Origin of the sequence: Pseudoxanthomonas kaohsiungensis, from assembly GCF_010211765.1 — a bacterium.
Lineage (GTDB): Bacteria > Pseudomonadota > Gammaproteobacteria > Xanthomonadales > Xanthomonadaceae > Pseudoxanthomonas > Pseudoxanthomonas kaohsiungensis.
Genome location: NZ_PDWO01000003.1, coordinates 227597 through 253947, shown reverse-complemented (window position 1 = coordinate 253947; position 26351 = coordinate 227597). Strand labels below are relative to the sequence as shown.

Here is a 26351-nt window from a genome sequence, read left to right as displayed (position 1 = left end):
CGTCCAATGGGCCGGGGCAGCACGACACAAGGAGGCCTATATGGTTCTATTGAGCGTGTCAGCCAGCTGGCAAAGCCGTCGAGGATTCAGTCGCAAATTCGCACTGAAGCTCGGTCTGCCTGTCGGACTTCTGCTGACGGTGTTCAATGTCCTCAGAATGTTCTGACGGCTGGCAACACCAGGGGATGGGGGCCGCAAGGCCCCCTTCTTTTTCTGCCGATCCAAGCCAAAGGGGGCGTTATGTGTCGAGCCGTAATCCAGCATCGCAACGACGGCGTCTTCGACCTGGAGCTGCATTATTGCCAGTTGCCAGAACCGCCGCGCGTAATTCAAATCGAACATATCGGCACCGCGATGAGGGATCGTGCTGAGGCGAAAGTCCGCGCCGAAGCCAAGTACGCCCAACACGACTGCGCAAAACGGTTCGGATGCACTTTGACCTGGGAGGAACGCCAGCCCAAGCCAAATTCGAAGTCGGAATCCAGCTTCTTCGAGAAGGCGATCAGGGGCGACTGACCGGCCATCCCACCATCCACCGGGTCCGCCATGCTTCCAGGCGGCGTAGTAGCCCCATGCGCCGGCCCAAATCCACCATCAAGTTGGGCGGCTGGACATAGACCTTCCAGCCTTTGATGTGGGCGACCCAGCGCCACACGTACTCGCGCTCTTCGGCATCTGCATAGGTGCTTTCGATCGCTTCCAATAGAACCATTCGATGTGGCCTCAGCCAACCGCCTGCCGCGGCCCGGTGTTGGCTTGCGCGTTGCTTGGGGTTGATGGTCTGGCCGATGTACACGGCCCGCTCCTGGTCGAAGACCAGCGCGTAGAGGTGGCGGGTGCGCCTCTGGAAGTGGTTTCTTCGCACCCATTGGCTCATTCGGGAAAGCCCAGTACGGCCAGAAACTCGTCCAGCGTGGAGCCGGGCGGGCGCACCCTGTGGAAGTGGACGGCCCGTTCGGCTCGCTTGTTGGCCTCAGGCAGCTGTACTGAAATGCCGGCGTTCTCAATGATGGACAGGTCCAGCTCCCACTGCTGGGCTGAGCGCTTTTTCCACAGCGCGTTGGCTTTCCGCAGGTGCTGGTCCAGGGCCGCGTCGTCCCAGCCGTTTGTCAGGCGCAGGTGTTCGCGGGCCGCCTGTTCTTCGTTCAGTGCCTCAGCGCGGTCGTAATGGATAGCGTGGTGACAGCGGCTGCAAGCGCAGACCAGTCGCTTCAAGACCTGGGTGCCGTCCAAGTAGTCGAACCGCTCGTATGCCTCCAGGTGGATGTCCTGCTCCCGGTTAGCCGGTGTCCCGCACAACTCGCACTTGCGACCCGCCCGCAGCTTCACGCCCAGACTGATCCGCTTCCAGTCGTCGTGCTCCACGCATGACCGGACGCTGTTGTACCAACAGGTGGTGGGGATCAGGTCTACCGCGATCCTTGGACTAGATCCGAATGCCCGATCCTCGACCGGAAAGTGTTCCACGGGAGGCAAGGGCGTGATTCGGGGCCAATGCTCGGCCAAAGCTGCATCGACGTTAGGGAAGCCATCCGGCGCATACCAGAGTTCGTGATCCAGGCACCAGCGTGCGCCTAGTGCCTTGGCGTGGTTCTTGTCGTTGAAAGGAACGCGAAAATAGGTCGGCATTCCTTCACGGTAAAAGGCGCGCGCGTTCTGGCAACCCCAAAACAAGACACCCCCGGCAAACCGGGGGTGGGGCCGCATAGAGACCCTGCGGCGAGGGCGAGGTGGGCCCGCCGCCCTAACAGAGTGCGTAACGAAGCTTTCTGGTCAAGCAGTCCCTATCGGATTGGCACATGAGTGAACGACACGGGGAAGTCACGCAATTTGACGATCTGCCTTTTGGCGTCGTGGCCGAAGTGGCCCAACGTGAAATGAAGATCGAACTCCGAGCCCATGCGTTCTCCGTTCTTCAAGTAATTCGTCGCGTCAATGACAAAGGTAAGGGAGCCGCCTACGGGTAGATTAACGGACGGATCGGCTGTGTTCTTGGCCACCGGGATGCCATGGATTTTGCCGTAGTTCTGCGTGGGGCTATACGACAGTCCGTGGTTGTCGACTAGGTTGGTCGAGCGGGACAAGTAGTTCAATGCCAGCGGCTCGCGGCTCTGGTTGCGCACCTGGACGGTAATAACCAAGTGCGAAGCGCCATTGGGCTTTTCTTGCTTGCGAATCGATTGGATGGAATAGGCCAGCGGCTGCGCTTGTTGGCCGTCCTGCTGGGCCAGCTGCGCTCGCAATTCGGCATTCTCGCGTTGTAATTGTTCGTTGGATTGAGCCCAAGCGGTGGCACTCATGGCCATCATGGCCAGGAGAAGGATGCTCTTCATGACGGCTCCTGATTAGAGTGAGGGTTGCGCGCGAGCCAGCATGTTTCCGGCTTTGTCCACGAGTTCGATGCGAACGATTTCTGCGCGTACTCGCGGCCAATCCAGTTCTCCGCCATCGGCCTGTACCGCTTGCAGGTAGAACTTCACATGGCCATTGCCCGCTTGTCGGGCGGCATCGGCTGCTCGGGCCTGTGCTTCGTCTTCTACCTTGAACTGGGCCTTCCAGTTTTCGGTGTTCACGAGCTGCAGAACGCAATGGCCATCGCCATCGGTGAAGGTCAAGCCAGGGGGCTCGGACGAACCCATCATCGGGTCGTCGCTCGCCCATGTCATATGAGTGGAGTCGAAGAATGCCTTCGTATCCATGTTGTATTCGCGGTAGTCGTCCCGCGTTTGGCGCGTGAAGGTGAACAGCCTCTTGCCCTTCATGGGAGCCACCGCTGCTTCATATGCCCCGTCCATCGCCTTGATCTTGTCGGCGCGAGCGAATCCCTCGAGGCTGCGGAATGTCGGGTCTTCTTTACGTGCGTACTCGATGACCGCGCGCTCCTTACCTTCGGCCGGTGCGAGGTTGGCGTATATCCCCAAGCAGTCCAGGGCGGTGTCCATGATCACGAACTGATCAGCAGGAGTTTCCGGGTTGGGCTTGGATGAAGTGGGCGCGGATGGCGCCGTCTCCACTGCTGGTTCGGGCGTTGCATCCGTATCGGGAGCAGTGGTTGCTGATTTGCTGCAGGCCGAAAGGGCGCAGATCAACAGTATGGGAAGAGCGACTGGTTTCATGGTTCCCCCGTGGTAGTGGCTCGGGGGCATGGTCGCATGCAATTTGCGATAATCGCAAATGACCTAAACCGGGGGTCTGGGTCAGGCTATGTGGTCGTTTCCCGCAGTCCAGCCATGCAGCCCAAGTCTCCCGCCACGCTATTCGGCCGTCGCCTTCGGGCGGCACGGCTGGCGGCTGGCTTGACACAGGCGGACTTGGGGAGGGTGCTGGGCTTGGACGACCAGAACACAGGCGCCCCTCGGGTCAGCCGATATGAGACCGGGAAACACGAGCCCGATCAGCAGACGTTGGCCAAGATCGCTGAGGCTCTAGGCCTGCCGGTGGCCTACTTCCATGCCACATCCGACCCCCTGGCCAAGATCATCCTGATGGTGGGACGCCTGCCCACGAAAGAGCAGGCACGGATTGGCGAACTGATCGAGCAGTGGATCGACAAGAAGTAGGGCCTACGCCGCTGACTTCTTGGTGAACAACATGGCCATGACCTGGGCCATTTCCTCTGGCGACAGCTCCGACAACACCGCCACCGCGGTCTCTACCGCCGACGGACCTCCCTTGCCACCTGCAAACAAGCGCCTGCGGTCGGCTTCCGCCATCTTGCGCCGGATGGCCTCCGGTTTCGGATTGAAGTACCTCATGAAGGAAGCCAAGTCGTCGTGGCCCGACATCTTGGCGATCATGGCCGCGGGCATGTCCTCGCCCAGCTCCGTAATGCGGGTGTGCCGCAGATCGTGCAGCCGCTTGTTCAGCATGTCCGGGCGGTTGTGCTTTCGGGCGGCGCGTCGGCGAGCACGCTCCCAGGCCTTCGTAACGGCGTCTGGCCAGATGCGATTGCCGGCAGCCGTCAGGAACACGGCGCCAGCCTGGGTATCGCTGGCTTCTCGGCGACGCGCCAGCATCTCGACCACGGCAGGGGCGAAAGGGACTGTGCGCTCACGCAGCAGATCTTTGCCCTTGACCCGTCGGCTCTTGGTGTTCGTGAGCTTCGCCGCAGTGTTGTCCGCAGTCACGCGTTCCCAGTCCAGCTTGACCGCCTCACTACGGCGCATGGCCGAGTGGCGGTTGATCACCACCACGTCCCGCGTGGCTTGGTCGCATTCTTTCATCTCGTCCATGATCCAGCCGAACTCTTCTTCGGTTAGGGTCTCGTCCCGACCGGGATCCTTGGCGATCGGTGGCAAAGGCACCTTGGTCAGGTCCAAGTCCAGCCCCCACTCACGGATGGCATGGCCCATCACCGTGCGGATGGTCTGAATGAGTTTGATGCAGGCGTTGTTCTTGGGAGGCTTTCCGTTGCGGCCCTTGTAGTGGAGCAGGATGGCCCGGGGATGGGATTTCGGACGCTCCGTATAGAAGTCTGTGGGCGCCAGCTCGTCCATCGTCTTACCCAGCACGGGAGCGAACGCCTTGTTGTGGGCGTTGGCGCCTTTCTCGGCGATCCCCAGCAGCACGCGAACGCGCGAGCGATCCGAGGCGCACGAGCGATACTTGATCGACTCGTCGTCCAGGCCTTCCAGGTACTTCGTCAGCAGCATTTCCAGCGTCCATGAGCTGGCTTGTGCGCTTCGTGAGAACTGCTTTTTGGACTTCTCCAACGCAAGCCATTCGGCTTCGGCCCAGGCTTCCGCCTGCTTCTGCCAATGGAGCAGATCCTTCTCGGTATAGCCACCGGTCTTGGGGCTGATCGACAGCTTCCAGACATGGGTCTTGTCGCGATAGACCGCATTGTCTTTCTGCCACCGGATGCGGGCGGCCCATCGAGGCTCGCCAACCGCTATAAAGAACACGCCGGGAACGGATGACTGCCAGTCAGAAGCCAGTAGCGCCTTGGACTTGGCCTTGGCGGCCATCACGGCTTTGGAAGGACGTGCCATGGTATTGCCCCAAATTTGCCCCGATTACGGAACTGTACTTTAAAATGATTTCAAAATCAGCAAGATACAAGACATGCATGTTCCACCAGGAGTCCAAGATCGCCGCCTCCGGCCTGGCCGACCTGTTCCCGCGGATCGAGATCGTGTCGGAGAAGGATCCGCCGACCTATGCGCGGGTGCTGGCGGAATTCGGCATCGACGCGACGCAGTTCGTGATGGTGGGCAATTCGCTGCGTTCGGACATCGAGCCGGTGGTGCGGCTGGGCGGCTGGGGCGTGCATGTTCCCTACGCGCTGACCTGGGCGCACGAGGCCGAGCATGGCCTGGCCGAAGCGCATCCGCGCGTGCTGTCGGTGGCCGCCGCGTCGGAGCTGCCGCGGGCGGTGCGCGAAATCGTGACGCGCGTTCGCAACGGCTCCTGAACGCACGCGGCGGCGGCGCCGACCCGGTAACGGTTACAGCCATTCCGGTTAAATCGCTGTTCACTGCGCCGGCAGCAACGTCTCGGTCACGAACCACGACAGGAGCGTTGCCATGAATGGGCTCTTCGTCATTTCCCATGGAACTTGACTTCACACACACCGAACCACAAGACGGTGGCGGTACGCTTGCGGCCCTTGTTGTGTAGCGGAGTGATGGGAAGTGGCGGGATTGGAAGTTGAAGGTTTGTTCACGGCGGCGCTGGGACTTGCCGAACCGTGGAAGGTGGACAAGGTCGAGCTGAACACGGCCAAGCGGCGCATCGACTTCGAGGTGGTCAACACCGGTGGGCGCATGGCCTGCCCGGCGTGCGGCACGCAGGGCCAGGCTGTGCACGAGCGGGTGCGCCGGTCCTGGCGCCATCTGGACTTCTTTCAGTTCGAGGCGTGGCTGCATGCGTCGATCCCGCGCGTGGGCTGCACGGCGTGCGGCAAGACCAGCCAGGTGCCGGTGCCCTGGGCGCGCGAGGGCAGTGGTTTCACCATGTTGTTCGAAGCACTGGCCATCTCGCTGTGCCAAGAGCTGCCGGTGCGCCAGGCCGCGCAGATGCTGCGCGTGCGCGACAAGCTGCTGTGGCGGCGCATCGAGCACTACGTTCAGCAGGCCCGTGCGCGCCAGGACATGAGCGCGGTGCGTGTCGTCGGCGTGGACGAGACCAGCGTGCGGCGCGGCCAGCAGTACATCACCGTGGTGCACGACCTCGATGCCAAGCGGCTGCTGTTCGCCACGCCAGGGCGGGACCACAGTACCGTGCAGCGCTTCGCCCAGGACCTGGCGGCGCACGGTGGCAAGCCCCAGCAGATCGAGCACGTGTGCATGGACATGAGCGCGGCCTACGCGCTGGGCGTGGCCACGTCGCTGCCGCAGGCCCAGGTCAGCTACGACCGCTTCCACGTGGTGGCGCTGGGCAACGCGGCGATGGACGAAGTGCGCAGCGCCGAGTGGAAGCACGAGGCCGCGCAGGTCAAGCAAAAGCTCGGGCCGCTGGGCGCGCGCGAGCGCCGCTCGGTGCTGTGGGCCATGCGGCGCAACCCCTCGGGCTGGAACGCGGCGCAGAGCCGGGCCATGCACTGGCTGCAGCGCGCCAACCTCAAGAGCACGCGGGCCTGGCGGCTGAAGATGGCACTGCGCCAGGTCTACGCGCAGGCCCGGCTGCACGGCGATCCGACCACCGCAGCGGCCGACCTCAAGCGCTGGATCGGCTGGGCGCGGCGCAGCCGACTGGACGCCTTCAAACGGCTGGGGGCCACGCTGGCGGGCCACTTCGAGGCGGTTGTGCGCGGCATGTTCGAGCACCGCAGCAACGCCTTCGTCGAAGCCATGAACGGCCTGCTGCAGCAGGCCAAGCGCGCCGCCCGGGGCTTCAGGAGCGCCAAGACCTTCATCAGCATCGCCTACCTGCGCATGGGCAAGCTCACGCACTTGCCCACCTCACCCTTCGCGCCGGCCATGCCACGCGATGCCCGTCTTGTGGTTCGGTGTGTGTGAAGTCAAGTTCCATGGGAAATGACGAAGAGCCCATGAATGCCGTCACGCACACCCACCGCTCCAGCCCGCGCGGCGCCTGGATGCGCGGCGCCTTGCTCGCCGCCGCGCTCGCCGGCGCCGCCACGCTGTTGCCTGCCGGCAAGGCCCAGGCCAGCGACGTGCAGGTGCGCGTGCTGGTCGACGTCGCCGACCTGATCTTCCGCAGTGGCCGGCCCTACTACTACGATCGCGGCTACTACCAGCCGGTGGTGGTCGAGTACGACCGCTGGCACCGCCCGGTCTACTACCGCTACGGACCGCCGCCGCGGCCGGTGGTGGTGTACCGCCCGGCGCCGCGGTACCACTACGCGCCGCCGCCGCCGCACTATCGCGTCAGCTACGACGACCGCCGCCATTACGACCGCGACCGGCACCACCATGGCCACCACGGCAAGAAGGGCCGTGGCCATGACAGGCACCGCGGCCGCGGCTGGGACGACTGAGCGCCTACGCCTGCCTGCCATGCCCTACCGGAGCCGGTTCCCGTCATGGGAGCCGGCTTTCTTGTTGCGCGAGCGGGCAGCCTGCGCGCAGGCCGTCCTGACAGGCACACGGGCCTGGGGCAGAATCGTCCGATGATCCTCGCATCGCGTCCCCTCCGCCTGGTCATGGGCTTCGCCACAGCGGCGGCAGTGGCCACGGTTGCGCCCGGTGCGACGGCGCAGCAGCCGGCAGCCGCGGCGCCGGACACGGCCACCGGAATGCCATCGCGCGCGCGCCACCGGCGATGCCTGGCTTGATGGCCGGCTCGCCGACATCGACCAGTACGCCGCGCGCTATCCGGAAGCGTTTGCCGCCGAGCTGGAGCGCTACGCCGGCGTACCGCGCGGATACGTGCATGGCCTGCTCGCCCAGCCCGGCTGGGGCGGCGGCGATGCCTGGTTCGCCTGTTTCCTCGCCCGCGCCACCGAGGCCACCTGCCGCAGCGTGGTCCGCGCCCACACCATGGCGGGTGCGGATGCGGACTGGGAGCAGGTCGCCGAGGGCTTCGACGCGCGTCCCGGATCGCAGGCCTGGCTGGCCATGCGGCTGGCACTGGCCGACAGCTACCGGCGCTGGTCGCGCCCGCTGGAGCCGGATGCGGCGCTGTCGCGCGCCCTGCGCGCGCGTGCGCAGGACGAATCCGAGGCCGCGAAGCGCGACCGCCACTAGCGCGAGAGCAGCTCCTGCAGCCGCGCCGCGTTGGCGGTGGCAAAACCATGCGCGGTGTTGTCGAAGACCACCCAGGCGGGCATGCCCGCGTCGCGAAGGGCGGCGAGGCGCGTGGCCAGCTGCCGCAGCCGCGTGTCGGGGTAGTCGCTGTAGTACATCCGCGGCGAGCCGTGTAGCCGCCAGTACGGCCAGATCGACTCGACATGGGCGCCCGCCTCGTCGGCCTGGTCGCTGGACGGGCCCACCGCCGGATCGGCGTTGACCCGGCCCACGCCGTACCGCGCCAGCAGCGCACTGGCGCGCGGCGAGAACCAGCTGGCGTGCCTGGGCTCGCATACCAGCGGCGCATCGCTGCGGTGGCGGAACATGCGGAAAAACACCGAAGCCGCGCGCGGGTCCAGCACATGGCTGGGGGGCAACTGCAGCAGGTAACCGCCCAGCCGGGCGCCCAGTCCCGACGCCTGCGCGAGGAACGCATCCAGTGCCGGGCCGCAGCCGCGCAGCGCCAGTTCGTGCGAGATCAGCCGGGGCATCTTCACCGAGAACCGGAAGCCGCGCGGCACGCTGCCGGCCCAGCGTGCATAGGTAGCCTGCTGGTGCGGGCGATAGAACGAGGAGTTGATCTCGACGATCGGGAACCGCGACGCATACCGCGCGAGTACGCTGTCACCGTCCGCGAACAGGTCGCGATACCGTCCTGGTATCGACCAGCCTGCGCATCCGACCACGACCTTGCGCATCCGGGCGCCTTCGCGTCTCCGCGCGGCATCTTCAATCGGGTTTTCCCGTGTGGCTGGCATGCAGGAAAGGCTGCCACGCCGGGGCGTGCGGGTGGCGTCAACGCGCCGCGGCGAGGCCGGGTTCGCGAACCACCCGTGGGCCGGATCGACCGCGCTACACCATCAGCAGCACGATCACCGTGCCCCACGTGGTCAGGAACACGTGCGCGATCGCCACCGAGCCGGAGTAGCCGATCACCGCGATCCTGCAGTGCGGCCAGCGCGGCGGTGAACGTCTGCGCGCCGGACAGCGCGCCGAGTAGCACGATCGGGCTCGGCGCGCTGGCCGTATGCCTGCTGTGGTGGCCACCACCTTCCCGCTGGCGCTGCCGTTCCTACTGATGGAGCAGGGCGCGCCGGCGATGCGCGCCTCCAACGCGATCGCGCTGGGCGTGGTCCTCGTGGCCCTGACCATCGCGCTGGGCGGCTGATCGCCGGCCGCGCGACCCCCGCGCGCCGCAACCGTGCCCGAACGGCGACCGCGCCGGGCATGCCTCGGGCGCGGGCCGCCTGTAGCATTCACCCCTTGCCCCCGCCGGATGCCCGGAGCCCCGGATTCCGGAAGCCCATGCCCATGCCTGACACCGCCGCCAACTCCCCGGACCCTCGCTACGCGGCATCCGCGCGCCTGTCCGTCGCGCCGATGATGGACTGGACCGACCGCCATTGCCGGGTCCTCCACCGGCTGCTGGCCCCGCATGCGCGCCTGTACACCGAGATGGTGCATGCCAATGCGGTGGTCCTGGGCGACCGCGAACGCCTGCTGGGCTTCGATCCGGTCGAGCAGCCGGTGGCGCTGCAGCTCGGCGGCAGCGAGCCCGCGCTGCTGGCCCAGGCGGCGCGGATCGGCGGCGAATGGGGCTACGCCGAGATCAACCTCAACTGCGGCTGCCCCTCCGACCGCGTCCAGGCCGGGCGCTTCGGCGCCTGCCTGATGCGCGAGCCGGCACTGGTGGCCGAGGGCGTGGCGGCGATGCGCGCGGCTACGCCGGTCCCGGTCACGGTGAAGTGCCGGCTGGGCGTGGACGACGACCAGGACTACGAGCGCTTCCTCGCCTTCATCGACACGGTCGCCGCGGCCGGCTGCGCGACCTTCGTGGTCCATGCCCGCAACGCCTGGCTGCAGGGCCTGTCGCCGAAAGAGAACCGGGAGGTGCCGCCACTGCGCTACGAATGGGCCTGGCAGCTCAAGCGCGACCGGCCCGGCCTGCAGGTGCTGGTGAACGGCGGCATCGCCTCGCCGGAGGCGGTCGAGGCGCAACTGGCGCATGCGGACGGCGTGATGCTGGGCCGCGCGGCCTACCACGACCCCTACCTGTTGCACCGGCTCGACGTCGCCCTGTACGGCGGCCCGCTGCGCGACCGCGCCGGCCTGCTGCGCGCGCTGCGCCCGTACGTGGAGGCGCAGCTGGCCGCCGGCGTGGCGCTCAAGCACATCACCCGCCACGTGCTCGGCCTGTTCCATGGCCAGCCCGGCGGTCGCGCGTTCCGCCAGGTGCTGAGCGAGGGCGCGCATCGCGACGGCGCCGGCTGGACGCTGCTGGAACAGGCGCTGGACGCGACCGCGCAGCGGCGCGTGGCGGCGTGATCACCCGCGATCCGCAGGCGTTCCTGGCGGTGGCGCGCGGCATGGCGCCGGACTTCGGCCCGGCCACCGCGCGCGCCGCGTTCCTGGTCACGCCCGAGGGCTTCGCCCGGGCCGAGCAGTCGGCCCTCGACAACCGCTACATGGCCGCGGCCGGGGGCTACCACTGCGAAGCGGCGCTGGCCGAGCATCGCGCGCTGCAACGCGCGCTGGCCGCGGACCTGCCGGTGTTCGCCTTCCCCGGCGACCCGGCCACGCCGGACGCGGTGTTCCCGAACAACGTCTTCGCCACCGCGCGGCCGGATGCGCGGGTCGACCCGCACGGCCGACTGCGGCTGGTGGTGGGGCGCATGCGCCACCCGGTACGGCGCGGCGAGGCCGACCGCGCCGACATCCGCGGCTTCTTCCGCGCGCTGGCCGGCACCGGGGAGATCGACCTGTCGCAGCAGCCGCACCCGTGCGAACTGACCGGATCGATGGTGGTCGACCGCGCCCGTGGCCTCGGCTACTGCGGCCTGTCCGAACGCTGCGACGAGACCGGCGCGCGCCTGGTGCACGAGGCCTTCGGCCTGCGCGCGACGCTGGTGTTCGACCTGGCGCCGGGCGAGTACCACGCCAACGTCGTGCTGGCGGTGCTGGCCGGGCGCGCGGTGCTGGTCAGCCCGGCCGGGTTCGCCGACCCGGTCATCGCCGAGGCGATCGCCGGGTTCTATGCGCCGCACGTGGTGCGGCTGCGGGCCGGGCAGCAGGCGGCGTTCGCCGGCAATGCCATCGCCCTGGCGCCGGGGCGCGCATGGATGAGCCAGGCCGCCGCCGACTCGCTCGATCACGGGCAGCGGCAGGTGCTGGCCACGGCCGGCTTCGCGCTCGGGCAGGTGCCGCTGGCGGCGATCGAGGCCGGCGGCGGTTCGCTGCGCTGCTGCGTGGCCGAAGTGTTCTGAGCCGGTCGCCGGCTGAACCGGATGCTGCCCGCATGTGGATAAGTTCAGATCGGATTCACCGCTTTCTAACGAACATCGTCGTCCAACAGCGCCATTGGCCCCCCTGCCCGTATGCGGCGGGATTTGCCATTCCCGCCCGAGTCCGTTAGGAAGTTGTGATGACCCGCCTGCTCCGCCTTGCCATCGCCCTGCTGCCGCTCGCCCTGGGCACGGCCGCGGCTGGCGCGCAGGAGGCGCCGCGGCAGCGCGGCCCGGAGTCCGGCCCGCGCATGGGCGGACCGCGCGAGGTACGTCCCCGCGAATCCCTGATGCAGCGCGGCCGCAGCGAGCGCGAGATGCCGCAGGCCTCCCGGCCCGACCGGGAGCCGGCGCGCCCGCCGGCCCAGGACAGCCGTTCGATCTCCGATGCCGTGCGCCGGGTGCAGCGCACCACCGGCGGCCAGATCCTGGGCGCCGAGCAGGTGCCGTTCGAGGGACGCAACATCACCCGGGTCAAGTACATGGACGACCGTGGCCGGGTCCGCTACATGGATTACACCGGGGACCCGGGCACGGCGCAGCGCGGGCAGCCGCGACGCGCCGATAACGACGAACGCTAGACAATGGGCACCCGGCCCGGAGGCCGGCCCCATCAGACACTGCAACTCAGGGAGAGTGCATGCGTATCCTTCTGGTCGAAGACGAAGCGCCGCTGCGGGAAACGCTGGCAGCGCGGCTCAAGCGCGAAGGCTTCGCGGTCGATGCCGCGCAGGATGGCGAGGAAGGCCTGTACATGGGCCGCGAGGTGCCGTTCGACGTGGCGATCATCGACCTGGGCCTGCCCAAGATGTCGGGCATGGAGCTGGTCAAGGCCCTGCGCGACGAAGGCAAGAACTTCCCGGTGCTGATCCTGACCGCGCGCTCGAGCTGGCAGGACAAGGTGGAAGGGCTCAAGCAGGGCGCCGACGACTACCTGGTCAAGCCGTTCCACGTCGAGGAACTGCTGGCCCGGCTCAACGCGCTGGTGCGCCGCGCCGCAGGCTGGAGCAAGCCGGTGCTCGAGTGCGGACCGGTCGCGCTGGACCTGGCGGCGCAGACCGTCAGCGTGTCGGGCAGCAACGTCGACCTGACCAGCTACGAGTACAAGGTGCTCGAGTACCTGATGATGCACGCCGGCGAACTGGTGTCGAAGGCCGACCTCACCGAGCACATCTACCAGCAGGACTTCGACCGCGACTCCAATGTGCTGGAGGTCTTCATCGGCCGCCTGCGCAAGAAGCTGGATCCGGACGGCGAGCTCAAGCCGATCGAGACCGTGCGCGGCCGCGGCTACCGCTTCGCCATTCCGCGCACCGACGGCTGAGCCGGCCGGGACGGGCCGCCTGAAACAGGGCCAGACGCCGGGAGCTTCCGTGGAGCGCAGCCGACTGGGGTTCCGGCCGTGGCGGCCGCGCTCGCTCAAGGCACGACAGCTCACCGCGGCCAGCATCAGCCTGGTCGCGTTCCTGATGCTGGCCGGCTTCGCCCTGGACCGCGCCTTCGCCGAGACGGCGGAGGCCAACCTGCGCCAGCGCCTGAAGAGCTACGCGATGGCGTACGCGGACAACATCGACTTCGGCCGCGACGGATCCCTGTACACGCCGGAGCTGGGTCCCGACCCGCGCTTCCACCGCCCCGGCAGCGGCCTGTACGCCGAAGTGGTCATGCCCAACGCGCACTGGGCCTCGCTGTCGGCCGAAGGGCCGCTGCTGCCGGAAGTGGCCGGCCAGCTGGAACCGCGCCAGGAGCGCTTCGACGGGCCGCTGGCGATGACCCAGGTCGATGGCAGCGAGGGCGAGGTGTACCGCTATGGCATCGGCCTGGTCTGGGCCGAGCGCGGGCCCGACAACGAGTTCCCGTACTCGATCTTCGTGATGGAGGACGCGCAGACGCTGGCGGCGCAGGTGCGCGTGTTCCGCGCCGCGCTGTGGGTCTACCTCGGCGGCGCCGGCCTGATCCTGCTGCTGCAGGTGGTGATCCTCAACTGGAGCCTGCGGCCGCTGCAGCGCGTGATCGCCGAGCTGGTCCGGGTGCAGCGCGGCCAGCTGCAGCGCATGAGCGAGCGCCACCCGCGCGAGCTCGAGCCGCTGACCGAGAGCATCAACGCGCTGATCGACAGCGAACGCGAACACCTGGACCGCCAGCGCAACACCCTGGCCGACCTGGCCCACAGCCTGAAGACGCCGCTGGCGGTGCTGCGCACCCAGCTGGATGCGGGCGAGGGCAAGGGGCCGCGCGAGGCCGTGCTTCGACAAGAGCTGGACGTCCAGCTCAAGCGCATGAACGACCTGGTCTCCTACCAGCTCGCGCGCGCGGCCTCGGGCGGCCACAAGCTGTTCTCGGCGCCGGTGCCGATCGAGTCCACCGCCGAGGAGATCGTGCGCGGGCTGGAGAAGGTGTACGCGGCCAAGAACGTGCTGTGCGAATTCGACGTGGCGCCCGGGGTGCAGTTCTACGGCGAGGCCGGCGACCTGCAGGAGCTGCTGGGCAACCTGCTCGAGAACGGCTTCAAGTGGGCGCGCCACCGCGTGCTGCTGACCGCGCGCCCGGGCCCGGGCGCGCCCAACCGCCGCGCCGGCCTGCAGCTGGCGGTGGACGACGACGGCCCCGGCATCGCGCCGGAAGACGTGGCCAAGGTGTTGCAGCGCGGCGTGCGCGGCGACGAACGCGTGCAGGGACACGGCATCGGCCTGGCGATCGTGCAGGACCTGGTCCGCGACTACCGCGGCGAGCTGCAGGTCAGCCGCTCGCCCGAACTGGGTGGCGCCCGCTTCGAGGTGACCCTGCCGCCGGGGCTGTGACCTCGCTGTCCGCGCTTGGGGCAGCGTCGAACCAGCCGCCCGGCATCGCTTTCCTACAGGAGCCGATTCATCGGCGACGCGAGCGCAGTCGGGGCGCAGCGTTCAACGTCGCCCCCATTGACGCCCTCGTGTCGCCCATGAGGATGGGCTCCTACAGAGGGGCGCACCGAACATCGACGAGCTGCAGGTGCGGGCGGCTTTTGCAGGAGCCGATTCATCGGCGACGCGAGGGCGCTCGGGGCGCAGCGTTCAACGTCGCCCCCATTGACGCCCTCGTGTCGCCCATGAGGATGGGCTCCTACAGAGGGGCGCACCGAACATCGACGAGCTGCAGGTGCGGGCGGCTTTTGCAGGAGCCGATTCATCGGCGACGCGAGGGCGTTCGGGGCGCAGCGTTCAACGTCGCCCCATGGATGCCCTCGTGTCGCCCATGAGGATGGGCTCCTACAGGGGGGCGCACCGAACATCGACGAGCTGCAGGTGCGGGCGGCTTTTGTAGGAGCCGATTCATCGGCGACGCGAGGGCGTTCGTGGCGCAGCGTTCAAAGTCGCGCCATGGATACCCGCGTGCCGCCCATGAGGATGGGTCCTACAGGGCCGGGGGCGGGCCGTAAAAGCGCGCCAGGTGCGCGGCCACCTCGGGCATCGCTTCGGCCAGCAGCGACGGGGCCGAGAAGTGGTACTCGGTGGCGACCGCGAAGAATTCCTCGGGTGCCTCCGCCGCGTAGGGATCGATGGCGGTCTCGCGGCCGGCGTCCACCTGTGCGCAGAACGCCTCGTAGGCGCACTGGAAGTCGCGGGCCCATTCGCGATGCCAGCGGGCCGGCAGGGGCGGGGTGCCGTCGAGTTCGCCGTCGAGCACGTCCAGCTTGTGCGCCATCTCATGGACGGCCACGCAGTAGCCGGCCGCCGGGTCTTCCAGGTCGGCCCGCACGTCGGCCCATGACAGGATCAGCGGGCCGTGGTCCCAGGCCTCCCCGGCCAGGTCGTCGTCCCATTCGTGCAGCACCCCGGCCGCATCGACATGGCTGCGGCGCACCCGGAAGGCGTCCGGGTACACCAGCAATTGCGACCAGCCGCGCAGGCCGGCAGGGCCGAACTCCAGCAGCGGCAGGCAGCACAGCGCGGCCAGCAGCACCCGCTCGCCGTCGTCCAGCTGCAGGCCTGCCAGCGGGGTGATGGTCTTCTCGTGCAGGAAGCGGGCGGCAAGCGCGCGCAGGCGCTCGCGGCGTTCCGGTTCGAGCGCGGCCACCCACGGCAGGCGCGCGCAGGCCGCGTGCCAGAGGGTGTCGTCGAGGGATCCAGGGCGCGGCCGCAGCCAGCGCAACAGCGTGGCTATCAGCGGAACATGCCCGGCAGGAAACTGTGCCAGCGATTGCCGCGCACGCGCGGGACCGCGCTTTCGCCATCGCCGCCGCCACCGCCGGTCGCGGCCGGCTTCGGCGTGCTCCTGGCCGCGGGCGGCGTGGCCGGGCGGGCCTGCGGTGCATCGCCCTCGGCCACCGCCACCGTCGTTGCGGGGCGTGCGTACACGCAGGCGCCGTTCTTCGCGGCCGGCTCGGACTCGGCAGGCGCCGCCCAGCACATCGCCGGGGCGGCGAGCAGCAACAGGAACGGGAGCAGGCGGCGCATCGGCGGATCCATCGACCGGGCGGAGGGCCCGACTATAGCGCGGCCGGCGCCGCCCGGCATGTGCCTGGGGCGTGGCGCCAGGGGTGATAATCGCCGGTCGGAAGTGGCCGCCCGGCCGGGGAGTCTGCGTGGACGATCGCCAATTGCTGGTCAGGCTCGGGACCGGTGCGGTGTCCGGCGACGCGCTGGCGCGCGAGGCCGGGGTGACCCGCGCGGCGGTGTGGAAGCGGATCGAGGCGTTGCGGTCGGCGGGCGTCGAGATCGAGGCCCGCCCCGGTCAGGGTTACGTCCTGGCGCATCCGCCGGACCTGCTCGACCTGGCCGGGCTGCAGGCGGCCCTGGCCGGCGTGCTGGTGGCCGGCCGCGATTCGCTCGAACTGGCCTGGAGCCTGGATTCGACCAACAGCGAACTGCTGCGCCGCCCGCCGCCGGCCGGCACGCTGGTGCTGCTGGCCGAGCGCCAGACCGCCGGGCGCGGACGCCTGGGGCGGGCCTGGAATACGCCGCTGGCCGGCCAGGTCTGCCTGTCGGTACGGCGCGGCTTCGACGGCGGCCTGGCCCGCCTCGGTGGGCTCAGCCTGGTGGCCGGGGTCGCGGTGGCCGAGGCGCTGCGCGCGCTGGGCTTCGCATCGGTCGGCCTGAAGTGGCCCAATGACCTGGTGGCGGGCGATCGCAAGCTCGCCGGCCTGCTGGTCGAGGGCGGTGGCGAGTACGCCGGCCCGGTGCAGGCGGTGGTCGGGATCGGGATCAACGTGCGCCTGCCGGCGGCCGTCGCCGCCGCGATCGACCAGCCCTGGACCGACCTGGCCGGGCTCGCGCCCGACGGCGGACCACCCTCGCGCAATACCGTCGCGGCGACGGTGCTGCAGCGGCTGCTGCCGGCGCTCGATGCGTTCGATCGCGACGGGCTGGCGCCGTTCCTGCCTCGTTACGAAACGCTGGACGTACTCGCCGGGCGCCCGGTACGCGTGCTCGCGGGGCGCGAGGTGGTCGACGGCCAGGCCATCGGCCTGGCCGTCGACGGCGGCCTGCGCGTGCGCACCGGCGAGGGCGACCGGATCTTCCATGCGGGCGAAGTGAGCGTGAGGCCGCGATGAGCGACTGGCTGTTCGACCTGGGGAACTCGCGCTTCAAGGCCGCGCGCAGGCGGCCGGACGGTGGCATCGGCGAGGTGCTGGCCTGGCCGCACAGCGCCGAGGCGATGGCCAGCGGCGACGATGCCGGCCAGGTCCCGCTGCCCCGCGGTCGCCGCGCCTGGGTCGCGAGCGTGGCCGCAACGGCGTTGACCACGCGGGTGATGGCGCTGCTGCGCGAACGCTTCGAGGAGGTGCAGGTCGCCCGCACCCTGGCCGAATGCGGCGGCCTGCGCGTGGCTTATCCGCAACCGCAGCGGATGGGCGTGGACCGCTTCCTCGCCATGCTCGCCGCGCGCGCGGGCGGTGGCGACGTGCTCGTCGCCGGTGTCGGCACCGCGCTGACGATCGACCTGCTCGCCGCCGATGGCATCCACCATGGGGGGCGGATCGCGGCCTCGCCGACGCTGATGCGCCAGGCGCTGCAGCAGCGTGCGGTGCAGTTGCCCGCCTCCGGGGGGCACTACCGCGAGTTCGCCGACGACACCGAGGATGCGCTGGCATCCGGCTGCGACGGCGCGGCGGTCGCGCTGGTCGAGCGCTCCCTGCGGCACGCGCGCGAACGGCTCGGCCGCGAGCCGGCGCTGCTGCTCCACGGTGGCGGGGCGGAGGCGTTGCTGCCGCTGATGCCGGCGGCGCAGCTGCGCGTGGCCCTGGTCCTGGAGGGCCTGGCGGCATGGGCGCAGCTGCACGCGCCGGACGAAGCCGATGGGCCGGCGCCGCTGCCGTCCCGCTAGAATCGCCGTCCATGCGAGTCCGTGCCCTGATCGTCGTCCTGGTCGCCCTCAACCTCGGTGTCGCCGCCTGGTGGCTGACGCGGCCGTCGCCCGCGCCGCGGCCGCTGCCAGCGTCGGACAAGGGCGGCGTCGCGCTGGTCCTGCTGCCGGCGCAGGCGGCGACGACCTCGCCTGCGACCGCAAGCGGCAACGAAGACGTCGGGCCGCAGGCTGCCGGCCCCGCGCCCGCCACCTGCCTGAGCGTGGGGCCGTTCCCCGACCGGGGCGCGGCCGAGGTCGCGCAGGCGGGGCTGGGCACGCTGCTGCGCGAGGCGGAGATCCGCGAGGAACCCGGCGCGGCGAGCGGCTATCGCGTGCTGCTGCCGCCGGCCGCCAGTCGCGCCGAGGCGCAGGCGACCGCCGATCGCATCGCGGCCGCAGGCTTCCAGGATTTCCTGCTGCTCAACCAGGGCGAGGATGCCAACGGCATCGCCCTGGGTGCCTATCGCGGGCGCGAGACCGCCGAGCGCCGCGTCGCGGCCTTGCGCGCGGCCGGGTTCCCGGCGCAGCTGCGCGCGCAGGGCGCGGCTGGACCGTCGCGCTGGTGGCTCGACGGTGCCAGCGCCGATGCCGATTCCGTGCGCGCGACGTTCCCCGCCGCGCAGGAGCGCGACTGCGCGACGCTGCCTGTCGGCACGCTGCGCTAGAATCCGACGCGCCACGACGCCGCCTTAGCTCAGCTGGTAGAGCAACCGCCTTGTAAGCGGTAGGTCATCCGTTCGATCCGGATAGGCGGCACCACATCGCGTCCGGTCGGGGCGCGAAGGCATCTGCGCGAGCCGCTCGTCGCTGCGTTGCGGCGGGCCAGCGTCGGCGCCCTTGCCTAGAATGGACGTCCGCAATCCACCTGCAGACGATCCATGCCCCGCAGCTATCCCCCTGTTTCCTTCATCGGCGTGCCGACCGACATCGGCGCCGGCCATCGCGGCGCCTCGCTGGGGCCCGAGGCCCTGCGCATCGCCGGCCTGGCCGAGGCCTTGGCCGGGCGCGGCATCGACGTGCGCGACTGCGGCAACCTGGCCGGCCCGGCCAATCCCTGGCTGCCGCCCGAGGCCGGCTACCGGCACCTGGACCAGGTCGTGGCCTGGAACGGCGCGCTGATGGAAGCCAGCCTGCGCGAGCTGCGCGCCGGCCGGATGCCGGTGATGCTCGGCGGCGACCATTGCCTGGCGATCGGCTCGATCACCGCGGTGGCGCGCCACTGCCGCGAGACCGGCAAGAAGCTGCGCGTGCTGTGGCTGGACGCGCACGCCGACTTCAACACCAGCGACGTCACGCCGTCGGGCAACGTCCACGGCATGCCGGTGGCGTGCCTGTGCGGACTCGGGCCGGAGGCGCTCACCCGCCTGGGCGGGGAGGCGCCGGCGCTGCAGCCCGGGCAGATCCGCCAGATCGGCATCCGCTCGGTGGATCCGGAGGAGAAGCGGCTGGTCAAGCAGCACCGCCTGGACATCTACGACATGCGCTACATCGACGAGGTCGGTATGAAGCGGGTGATGGCGCAGGCGCTCGACGGGGTGGACGCCGACACCCACCTGCACGTCAGCTTCGATGTCGACTTCCTCGATCCGGGGATCGCGCCGGGCGTGGGTACCACCGTGCCCGGCGGCCCCAACTACCGCGAGGCGCAGCTGGTGATGGAGATGATCGCCGACACCGGGCGGATGGGCTCGCTGGATATCGTCGAGCTCAACCCGGTGCTGGACGACCACAACATCACCGCCGAGCTGGCCGTGGACCTGGTCGAGAGCCTGTTCGGCAAATCCACGCTGATGCGCGACTGAACATCCCCGGCACGCATTCACGCCGGTTCCACGGTGCCCCCTCCAGATTGGCCGCCAACCCGCACAGGTTGCGGTCGAACCGTCACGAGGAGCCCGAAATGAAGCGCATCATCACCCTGACCCTGCTGAGCCTGTTCTCCGTGTCCATGCTGTCGGCCTGCAACACCGTTTCCGGTGCAGGCAAGGACATCGAAGCGGCCGGCGACAAGATCGACGACAAGGCGCAGGACTGCAAGGACGGCAAGTGCTGATCGCCGATCCACATCGCGTCGCGGGAAAGGGCCGGACATCCGGCCCTTTTCTTTTTCGCGGCGGCGCGCGCGTGCGGCGGTGATGAGCGGTTCAGCCGGATAACTTCGCATTGACGCGGGATGGATCGGCGCCCAACGGCGTACGCGGGACACTGGCGCCACGGTCAACCGAGCAACGAAGCGAAGTGGCCGTCCCCCGACACGCACAAGCAGGAGCATCACATGAATCGCGACATCATCGGTGGCAACTGGAAGCAGCTCAAGGGTCAGATGCAGGCCAAGTGGGGCGACCTGACCAATGACGATTTCGACGTGGCCGAAGGCAACGCCAAGTACCTTGCCGGCAAGCTGCAGGAACGTTATGGCTGGGAGAAGGATCGCGCCGAGAAGGAAGTGCGCGAGTTCGAGAGCAGCCTGGACGAGCGTTACCGCCACTGACGGGGCGACTGCCTCGACAGGGGGAAAGGGCGGCGCAAGCCGCCCTTTTCCGTGTCTGTGGCTCGTCGCTCCCGGTCGACGGGTGCGACGTCGATCGGACCGGAGGCGTTGCCCGCCTGCGCCGCCAGCGCGGTCGTGCAAGCCGGTTTTGCTTCTCCCTCGAAAGGGAAAGGCGGGTGTGGTCCCGCCGCGCTCAGCGCGGATCGGGGACGAACTCACCAGGGAATGGATGTGGCTCGTGCAGGGGCGGCCGGTGCCTGCCCGGTCGATGCAGGGTCGGCATGCGCACGCCGCGCGCGAGCAGCCCGGCCCGTGTGTCGTAGCGCACCTCGCTGACCTGTGAGGGCACGGCTTCGCGCTCGAAGCCGGTGTAATAGGCCCGCGATCCCTCCACGGCGCCATGGCCGGTGCCCAGGCCCGGGGCTGGCGCGCCCGAGGCGATGGCACGGGCCTCGGAATGCACGCCTGCTCGATGCGGGCCGTGGACGCCATCGGTCGTCCGCTGGATCGCCCTGGCCTGACGGCCGGGCGATGGTTCGCTGCCATGCGCTTCGCGGGCGCTGCCGATGCCGATCGGGGGAGGGAGATAGGCGGGCGCGTGCTCGCGGAACACGGCCACGCCGATCACGCCGATGTTCGCCGGGCGGCCGGTCCGCGCGGCGTAGCTGCGCGACGGGTCGTCGAACACGAACCGGGCCACGGTGCCGAGCGACTTGCGCCAGCCGGTGACCTCCAGCGCCTGCCAGGGGCCAAGCACGTAACCGGCCTGGCCGAAGGCTGCCGAGCGCCCGTCGATGGCGTTGAGACCGTCGACCGACAGCACCACCAGGACGCGGCTGCCGGTGAGGTTGCGCAGGCCGATCGCGTAGGGCCGGCCAGGCTCGCCGGCCACCCACGCCTGGCCCTGGTGGTGCCAGGACTGCAGGCGCCGGCCGCTGTCGCGGTCGACGATTTCCAGTTCCACCAGCGCCGGCGAGGGGCTGGGCCGGTGGGCGTGTGCCGGCGCGGCCATCGCCAGCGCCAGCAAGAGAAACCGTGCGAAAGACGCCAATGCGGTCGCGATCGCGTTGCTCGGGGTGGTCATGGCAGTGGCCGCTGGGAGGTTGCCTGCGATGAACGCGCCACGGGCGGCAATGGGGTTTTCTTCGTCTGTCGCCGGGCCCGACGGCCGTCCAAGGTAGAATCGACCGGTCTCAACCGCGCATCCGCCATGACCGTCCGAGTCCTCACCGGCATCACCACCACCGGTACCCCGCACCTGGGCAACTACGCCGGCGCCATCCGGCCGGCGATCGCCGCCAGTCGCGCGCCCGGGGTGGAGAGCTTCTTCTTCCTGGCCGACTACCACGCGCTGATCAAGGCCGACGATCCGCAACGCGTCGCCCGCTCGCGCCAGGAGATCGCCGCGACCTGGCTGGCCTGCGGCCTGGATCCGCGGAAGGTGACCTTCTACCGGCAATCGGACATCGTCGAGATCCCCCAGCTCACCTGGCTGCTGACCTGCGTGGCGGCCAAGGGCCTGCTCAACCGCGCGCACGCCTACAAGGCGGCGGTGGACAAGAACGTCGCCGCCGGCGAAGACCCCGACGCGGGCGTCAACGCCGGCCTGTACATGTACCCGGTGCTGATGGCCGCCGACATCCTGGCCTTCGGCGCGCACAAGGTGCCGGTGGGTCGCGACCAGATCCAGCACATCGAGATGGCGCGCGATATCGGCCAACGCTTCAACCACCTCTACGGCGAGGCCTGGCGCCAGGCCACGGGCAACACTGGCGAGCCGCTGGTGCTGCCGGAGGTGCAGATCGACGAGAACGTGGCCACGCTGCCCGGCCTGGACGGGCGCAAGATGTCCAAGAGCTACGACAACACGATCCCGCTGTTCGCGCCGCCGGCCGAACTGAAGAAGCTGGTGATGTCGATCGTGACCGACTCGCGCGCGCCCGGCGAAGCCAAGGACACCGAGGGCTCGGCCCTGTTCCAGCTTTACCAGGCCTTTGCCACGCCGGCGCAGGCCGAAGAGATGCGCCATGCCTTCGCCGACGGCATCGGCTGGGGCGACGCCAAGCAGCGGCTGTTCGCGCTGGTCGACGAAGCGGTGGCGCCGATGCGCGAGCAGTACGCACAACTGATCGCCAAGCCCGCGCACCTGGAGGACATCCTGCTGGAAGGCGCACGCAAGGCGCGCGACGTCACCGTGCCGCTGCTCGACGGCCTGCAGCGTGCCGTCGGCCTTGGCCCGTTCCGGGCGGCCGCGGCCGGTGCCCGCGCGAAGAAGTCGGCAGCGGCCAGGCTCCCGCAGATCAAGCAGTACCGCGAAGCCGACGGCCGCTTCCACTTCAAGCTGGTCGACGCGGACGGACGCCTGCTGCTGCAGGGGGATGGCCACCAGTCGCCGCGCGAAGCCGGCGAGGTGATCGCGCGGCTCAAGCGCGAGGGCCTCGACGCGCTGCACGAGATGGAGTTGCGCGCGGTCGGCCTGCTGGGCGAGAAGATCGGCACGCTCGGCGAGGGCCTGGCCGGCGTGGACGAGGTCCTCGATGCGCTGCGGCAGCTGGCCGAGGCCGAGGCATGAGGGCGCGGCGCTGATGGCCTGGTTGTCCCTGCTGCTGTTCCTGCCCTGGTTCGCGTTGCTGGGCGCCCTGTACTGGGTGTATCCGCGCACGCCCCGGCCGCTGGCGCGGCGTGCATTCGACACCGCGGTGCTGATGCTGGCGCTCGTGCTGAGCATCGCCGGCATGCTCTGGGGCTACAGCGAAGGCGTGGCCGACGCGCGCAGCGGGCCGATCTGGCGCCAGGTGCTCGCGGTGCTGTACGCCTACGGCGCGTTCCTGGCGGTGCTGGCGCTGGCGATTCCCCTGCGCATGCGGTTGATGGATGCGTGGCGCCAAAGGCCCTTGTAGGAGCCGATTCATCGGCGACCCGACGCGCCGGCGCAGGCGACATCCTCGGCACCCCGACGCCCGTGTCGCCGATGAATCGGCTCCTGCAAATGGGGGCGTCCGGTCTACGACCAAAGCCGGATCGCAGGCACCGCCTGCCCTGACTAGGATGGTCCCGCGCCACGGAAGACAGCCAGCAAGGAGGCCGACATGCCCGAACACGGCATCCATACGATCGATACCGGCTATGTGCGGCCGCGCTTCGACGCGGCGTACCTGGTCGTGGAAGAAGGGCGCGGTGCCTTCATCGACTGCGGCACCAACCACAGCGTCCCGGTGCTGCTGGCGGCGCTGGAACAGGCCGGGCTCGTGCCCGCCGACGTGGACTGGCTGATCCTGACCCACGTCCACCTCGACCATGCAGGTGGTGCCGGCACCCTGATGCGGCAACTGCCGAACGCTCGGCTGGTCGCGCATCCGCGCGCGGCGCCGCACATGATCGATCCGGCGCGTCTGGCCGCCGGCGCGACGGCCGTGTACGGCGAAGCCGAATTCGCGCGGCATTACGGGGAGCTGGTGCCGGTGCCGTCCGGACGGGTGGTGGTGGCCGCCGATGGCCACGAGGTCGACCTAGCGGGCAGGGCGCTGCGTTGCATCGACACGCCCGGCCACGCGCGCCACCACCAGTGCGTGTGGGACGCGCGCAGCCGCAGCTGGTTCACCGGCGACACCTTCGGCCTTTCGTACCGCGAACTGGACGGCGCGCACGGTGCCTTCATCCTGCCCACGTCCTCGCCGGTGCAGTTCGAGCCCGAGGCGATGCAGGCATCGATCGAGCGGATGATGGCGCAGTCGCCGCAGGCCATGTACCTGACCCACTACGGTCGCGTCGGGGACGTGGCGCGGCTGGCCGCGGAAATGCACGAGCAGATCGATGCGATGGTCTCGCTGGCGCAGGCCTGCGATGGCCAGCCGGATCGCCACCGCGCGCTGGTGGCCGCGCTGTCGGAGTACTACCTTGAGCGCGCCCGCGCGCATGGCGTCGCCCTGGACGACGCAGCGGTGTTGCAGCTGCTGGCGATGGACATCGAGCTCAACGCCCAGGGCCTGGAAACCTGGCTGGAGCGTTCGCGGCTGTAGGAGCCCATCCTCATGGGCGACACGGGTGTCGGGGTGACGAGGAGGTCGCCTGTCCCGACCATCTCGGGTCGCCCATGAAGATGGGCTCCTACAACAACCGCGGCGGCAGGTTGGATCCGCCGCGCGGCATCACTCCCAGCGGTTGGCGTGCGGCCCGAACGGCTCGCGCTGCTGCCGCACCACGCAGAAGCGATGGCCGCTGGGTGCTTCCATCACCCACCAGCGCTTGATGAAGGCGATCTTCTTCGCCCCCAGCGCGACCAGCCGTTCGGCTTCGGCCTCGACGTCGTCGGTCTCGATGTCCAGGTGCACCCGCGCATCGTGCCCGACCTTCTGCAGCAGGATGATCGGCTCGTCCTCGGCGGTTTCCAGTTCGGCGTACCTGCCGTCGCCGTCCTGGTCCGGGCTGGCGACCGGCTTGCCCAAGGCCCGGCTCCAGAACTCGGTCGATGCGGCGAGGTCGTCGACCTTGCAGTCGAGGACCAGGGTGCTCAGGCGGCTGTGGTGTGGCATGGCGCTGCTCCGTAGGGAAGGGGATTCCGACGGTACGCCGCCGCCGTCGCAGCGCATGTGACGGCGGCGCCTACGCTCACCGCCCTGGCATTACTGCGGCAGCGCCATGTCGTCGAGCAGCGCCTTGAGGAAGCGCGCGGCCTCGCCGCCGGTAGCGGCGCGGTGGTCGAAGGTCAGGGAGATCGGCAGGCGGCGGTGGACCTCGATGCCGCCGATCACCGCCACCACGTCGTGGCTGAGCTTGCCGGCACCGACGATCGCCACGCACGGCGGCACCACGACCGGCGTGGCGTAGCGGCCGGCGAACATGCCGAAGTTGGACAGCGAGATGGTGTAGCCCGACAGCTCGCTGGCGGCGATGGAGCGTTCCTCCACCTGCAGGCGCAGGCGGTTGATGCCCTCGCGGATGCCGCGCGCATCGAGCATGTCGGCGTTGCGCAGGGCCGGCACGAACAGGCCGTCGTCGGTGTCCACCGCGATGCCCACGTCCACGTGCGGGTGGCGCGTCACCGCCAGCGCGTCGCCATCGAACCAGGCGTTGAGCGCGGGCACCGTCTTGCAGGCGACCGTGATCGCGCGGACCAGGCGCGCGGTGATGTCCTGCTTGCCGATCCAGCCGTGCAGGTCGGCATCGTCGACCAGCGTGGTCGGTACCACCTTGCTGTGCGCATCGGCCATGACCCGGGCCATGTTGCGGCGCACGCCCTTGAGTTGCTCGGGCTGGCCGCTGGCGGCGGCCGTCGCGCCCGGCGGACGGGTGCGCATCGGCTTGCCGGCGGCGGACATCGGGGTGCGCTGCGGTGCGTCGTCGCGGCTGACGCCACGCGACGCAACCGGCGCGGCGGACTGCGCGGCGGCAGGTGCCGGGCCCGTGCGGCCGGAAGCGGCGGGAAGCAGGCTGGAGGGCGAGGCGGCCGCGTTCTTCACGTCGGCCAGGCTGACGGTGCCGTCGGCGCCGGTGGCGCGCACGCGCGCCAGGTCGACGCCGAGCTTCTTCGCCAGCGCGCGCACCGCCGGCATCGCCTTCACGCCCCCGACGGAGATCGCCGTCTCGCTGTGCACGGCATCGGAGGACTGCATCGCGCCGACCACGGTGCCGGCGTCGCCGCCGCGCGCCTCGGACGGCGCCGGCTGCGTCGGCGGTTCGCCGCCGTCGTCGCTGGCCGCGGCCTTGGCCGGCGCGGCGTGGCCGCCGCCATGGTGGTGGCCGGTGTCCTGGCCTTCGGCGCGCTGCGGCAGGTTCGGGTCGGGCTCGAACACCGCCAGCATCGCGCCGGTGGCGATCACGTCGCCGGCCGCACCGGCCAGCTTGAGCACCTTGCCCGAGACCGGCGACGGCACCTCGACCACGGCCTTGGCCGTCTCCATCGACACCAGCGGCTCATCCAGGCGGGCGACATCGCCCTCCTTGACGTACCACTCGACGATGGTCGCGTCCGGCAGGCCCTCGCCCAGGTCGGGCAGGTGGAAGGTCTTGCTCTGGCTCATGCGGATGTTCCTGGCAGGTCGTTGCGGGCGCGGCCGCGGGCCA

Annotated in this window: 31 protein-coding genes, 1 tRNA gene and 1 pseudogene; 22 read left to right on the top strand and 11 right to left on the bottom strand. The window is 69.5% G+C overall.

Annotated elements, in window-relative coordinates; all coding sequences use genetic code 11:
- Positions 1–240: 240 nt before the first annotated feature.
- Positions 241–516, top strand: a complete 276-nt coding sequence (locus CSC66_RS05455) for a hypothetical protein (protein ID WP_162376374.1) — start codon at positions 241–243, stop codon at positions 514–516.
- Here CSC66_RS05455 and CSC66_RS05450 read toward each other — a convergent pair.
- The 4 genes from CSC66_RS05450 to CSC66_RS05435 all read right to left on the bottom strand — a co-directional run bounded on the left by CSC66_RS05450 (position 503) and on the right by CSC66_RS05435 (position 3116).
- Entirely contained in the window at positions 503–877 is a 375-nt protein-coding gene (locus tag CSC66_RS05450; RefSeq protein WP_162376373.1) for a GIY-YIG nuclease family protein, read from the bottom strand. The two genes, CSC66_RS05455 and CSC66_RS05450, sit on opposite strands and share 14 nt — an antisense overlap.
- Positions 874–1629 (bottom strand): DUF5710 domain-containing protein, encoded by a 756-nt coding sequence (locus CSC66_RS05445; protein WP_162376372.1) that lies wholly within the window; start codon positions 1627–1629, stop codon positions 874–876. The genes CSC66_RS05450 and CSC66_RS05445 overlap by 4 nt, the downstream gene beginning before the upstream one ends.
- A 155-nt stretch (positions 1630–1784) precedes the next feature.
- Positions 1785–2333 carry a hypothetical protein gene (locus tag CSC66_RS05440; protein ID WP_162376371.1) on the bottom strand — a complete coding sequence of 183 codons (549 nt, stop codon included), beginning with the start codon at positions 2331–2333 and terminating at the stop codon, positions 1785–1787.
- A gap of 12 nt (positions 2334–2345) precedes the next feature.
- Entirely contained in the window at positions 2346–3116 is a 771-nt protein-coding gene (locus tag CSC66_RS05435; protein WP_162376370.1) for a hypothetical protein, read from the bottom strand.
- 36 nt (positions 3117–3152) lie between these two features.
- Between CSC66_RS05435 and CSC66_RS05430 the strand changes: the two genes are divergently transcribed.
- Entirely contained in the window at positions 3153–3560 is a 408-nt protein-coding gene (locus CSC66_RS05430; RefSeq protein ID WP_338016016.1) for a helix-turn-helix domain-containing protein, read from the top strand.
- 3 nt (positions 3561–3563) lie between these two features.
- On the opposite strand, the gene CSC66_RS05425 is transcribed toward CSC66_RS05430, so the two are convergent.
- Positions 3564–4967, bottom strand: coding sequence for a tyrosine-type recombinase/integrase (locus tag CSC66_RS05425; RefSeq protein ID WP_162376368.1), 1404 nt, complete (start codon positions 4965–4967; stop codon positions 3564–3566).
- Positions 4968–5068: 101 nt separating this feature from the next.
- On the opposite strand from CSC66_RS05425, the pseudogene CSC66_RS05420 reads away from it, so the two are divergent.
- From CSC66_RS05420 to CSC66_RS05405, 4 genes and pseudogenes are all read left to right on the top strand, one after another.
- A pseudogene (locus tag CSC66_RS05420) lies at positions 5069–5413 on the top strand (HAD family hydrolase); the annotation flags it as partial.
- A gap of 229 nt (positions 5414–5642) precedes the next feature.
- Positions 5643–6959 (top strand): ISL3 family transposase, encoded by a 1317-nt coding sequence (locus tag CSC66_RS05415; RefSeq protein WP_162376367.1) that lies wholly within the window; start codon positions 5643–5645, stop codon positions 6957–6959.
- Positions 6960–6991: 32 nt separating this feature from the next.
- Entirely contained in the window at positions 6992–7441 is a 450-nt protein-coding gene (locus tag CSC66_RS05410) for a hypothetical protein (protein WP_162376366.1), read from the top strand.
- A 208-nt stretch (positions 7442–7649) separates the two neighbouring features.
- On the top strand, positions 7650–8150 hold the full coding sequence (locus CSC66_RS05405; RefSeq protein ID WP_238394287.1) for a hypothetical protein: 501 nt from the start codon (positions 7650–7652) through the stop codon (positions 8148–8150).
- On the opposite strand, the gene CSC66_RS05400 is transcribed toward CSC66_RS05405, so the two are convergent.
- On the bottom strand, positions 8147–8890 hold the full coding sequence (locus CSC66_RS05400) for a DUF72 domain-containing protein (RefSeq protein ID WP_238394285.1): 744 nt from the start codon (positions 8888–8890) through the stop codon (positions 8147–8149). The two genes, CSC66_RS05405 and CSC66_RS05400, sit on opposite strands and share 4 nt — an antisense overlap.
- A 329-nt stretch (positions 8891–9219) precedes the next feature.
- Between CSC66_RS05400 and CSC66_RS05395 the strand changes: the two genes are divergently transcribed.
- The 6 genes from CSC66_RS05395 (at position 9220) to CSC66_RS05370 (ending at position 14274) form a co-directional block, all read left to right on the top strand.
- Positions 9220–9360: a hypothetical protein gene (locus CSC66_RS05395; RefSeq protein ID WP_162376364.1), complete on the top strand. Its 141-nt coding sequence runs from the start codon at positions 9220–9222 to the stop codon at positions 9358–9360.
- A gap of 137 nt (positions 9361–9497) precedes the next feature.
- Positions 9498–10517 (top strand): tRNA dihydrouridine(20/20a) synthase DusA, encoded by a 1020-nt coding sequence (dusA, locus tag CSC66_RS05390; protein ID WP_202935602.1) that lies wholly within the window; start codon positions 9498–9500, stop codon positions 10515–10517.
- Entirely contained in the window at positions 10514–11455 is a 942-nt protein-coding gene (locus CSC66_RS05385) for an arginine deiminase-related protein (RefSeq protein WP_238394284.1), read from the top strand. Before dusA ends, CSC66_RS05385 begins: the two co-directional genes overlap by 4 nt.
- Before the next feature lie 269 nt (positions 11456–11724).
- Positions 11725–12054 (top strand): hypothetical protein, encoded by a 330-nt coding sequence (locus CSC66_RS05380; RefSeq protein WP_379655825.1) that lies wholly within the window; start codon positions 11725–11727, stop codon positions 12052–12054.
- A 59-nt stretch (positions 12055–12113) separates the two neighbouring features.
- Positions 12114–12797, top strand: a complete 684-nt coding sequence (locus CSC66_RS05375; protein ID WP_162376362.1) for a response regulator transcription factor — start codon at positions 12114–12116, stop codon at positions 12795–12797.
- Between the two features lie 49 nt (positions 12798–12846).
- Complete coding sequence (locus CSC66_RS05370) at positions 12847–14274, top strand: ATP-binding protein (protein WP_162376361.1); 1428 nt, start codon at positions 12847–12849, stop codon at positions 14272–14274.
- A 589-nt stretch (positions 14275–14863) separates the two neighbouring features.
- On the opposite strand, the gene CSC66_RS05365 is transcribed toward CSC66_RS05370, so the two are convergent.
- Positions 14864–15646, bottom strand: coding sequence for a M90 family metallopeptidase (locus CSC66_RS05365; protein ID WP_162376424.1), 783 nt, complete (start codon positions 15644–15646; stop codon positions 14864–14866).
- Positions 15613–15906: a hypothetical protein gene (locus tag CSC66_RS05360; RefSeq protein WP_162376360.1), complete on the bottom strand. Its 294-nt coding sequence runs from the start codon at positions 15904–15906 to the stop codon at positions 15613–15615. Before CSC66_RS05360 ends, CSC66_RS05365 begins: the two co-directional genes overlap by 34 nt.
- 128 nt (positions 15907–16034) lie before the next feature.
- On the opposite strand from CSC66_RS05360, the gene birA reads away from it, so the two are divergent.
- The 7 genes from birA to CSC66_RS05325 all read left to right on the top strand — a co-directional run bounded on the left by birA (position 16035) and on the right by CSC66_RS05325 (position 20288).
- Positions 16035–17003 (top strand): bifunctional biotin--[acetyl-CoA-carboxylase] ligase/biotin operon repressor BirA, encoded by a 969-nt coding sequence (gene birA / locus CSC66_RS05355; RefSeq protein ID WP_162376359.1) that lies wholly within the window; start codon positions 16035–16037, stop codon positions 17001–17003.
- Positions 17000–17776, top strand: coding sequence for a type III pantothenate kinase (locus tag CSC66_RS05350; RefSeq protein WP_162376358.1), 777 nt, complete (start codon positions 17000–17002; stop codon positions 17774–17776). Before birA ends, CSC66_RS05350 begins: the two co-directional genes overlap by 4 nt.
- Before the next feature lie 11 nt (positions 17777–17787).
- Positions 17788–18462 (top strand): SPOR domain-containing protein, encoded by a 675-nt coding sequence (locus CSC66_RS05345; protein ID WP_162376357.1) that lies wholly within the window; start codon positions 17788–17790, stop codon positions 18460–18462.
- An 18-nt stretch (positions 18463–18480) separates the two neighbouring features.
- Positions 18481–18556, top strand: a tRNA-Thr gene (locus tag CSC66_RS05340).
- Between the two features lie 119 nt (positions 18557–18675).
- On the top strand, positions 18676–19599 hold the full coding sequence (rocF, locus tag CSC66_RS05335) for an arginase (RefSeq protein WP_162376356.1): 924 nt from the start codon (positions 18676–18678) through the stop codon (positions 19597–19599).
- Between the two features lie 98 nt (positions 19600–19697).
- Positions 19698–19850, top strand: coding sequence for an entericidin A/B family lipoprotein (locus CSC66_RS05330; protein ID WP_162376355.1), 153 nt, complete (start codon positions 19698–19700; stop codon positions 19848–19850).
- A 222-nt stretch (positions 19851–20072) separates the two neighbouring features.
- Positions 20073–20288 (top strand): CsbD family protein, encoded by a 216-nt coding sequence (locus CSC66_RS05325; protein ID WP_162376354.1) that lies wholly within the window; start codon positions 20073–20075, stop codon positions 20286–20288.
- A 193-nt stretch (positions 20289–20481) separates the two neighbouring features.
- Here the strand turns inward: CSC66_RS05325 and CSC66_RS05320 are convergent, their stop codons facing one another.
- Positions 20482–21372 (bottom strand): hypothetical protein, encoded by an 891-nt coding sequence (locus CSC66_RS05320; protein WP_162376353.1) that lies wholly within the window; start codon positions 21370–21372, stop codon positions 20482–20484.
- A 126-nt stretch (positions 21373–21498) separates the two neighbouring features.
- Here CSC66_RS05320 and CSC66_RS05315 point away from each other — a divergent pair, with 126 nt between their 5' ends.
- From CSC66_RS05315 to CSC66_RS05305, 3 genes are all read left to right on the top strand, one after another.
- Positions 21499–22860, top strand: a complete 1362-nt coding sequence (locus CSC66_RS05315; protein WP_162376352.1) for a tryptophan--tRNA ligase — start codon at positions 21499–21501, stop codon at positions 22858–22860.
- 13 nt (positions 22861–22873) lie between these two features.
- Positions 22874–23188, top strand: coding sequence for a hypothetical protein (locus tag CSC66_RS05310; RefSeq protein WP_162376351.1), 315 nt, complete (start codon positions 22874–22876; stop codon positions 23186–23188).
- A gap of 189 nt (positions 23189–23377) precedes the next feature.
- Complete coding sequence (locus tag CSC66_RS05305; RefSeq protein WP_162376350.1) at positions 23378–24307, top strand: MBL fold metallo-hydrolase; 930 nt, start codon at positions 23378–23380, stop codon at positions 24305–24307.
- Between the two features lie 129 nt (positions 24308–24436).
- Here CSC66_RS05305 and CSC66_RS05300 read toward each other — a convergent pair whose 3' ends face one another.
- Complete coding sequence (locus CSC66_RS05300; protein WP_162376349.1) at positions 24437–24820, bottom strand: VOC family protein; 384 nt, start codon at positions 24818–24820, stop codon at positions 24437–24439.
- Between the two features lie 90 nt (positions 24821–24910).
- On the bottom strand, positions 24911–26308 hold the full coding sequence (locus CSC66_RS05295; RefSeq protein ID WP_162376348.1) for a dihydrolipoamide acetyltransferase family protein: 1398 nt from the start codon (positions 26306–26308) through the stop codon (positions 24911–24913).
- Positions 26309–26351: the final 43 nt, after the last annotated feature.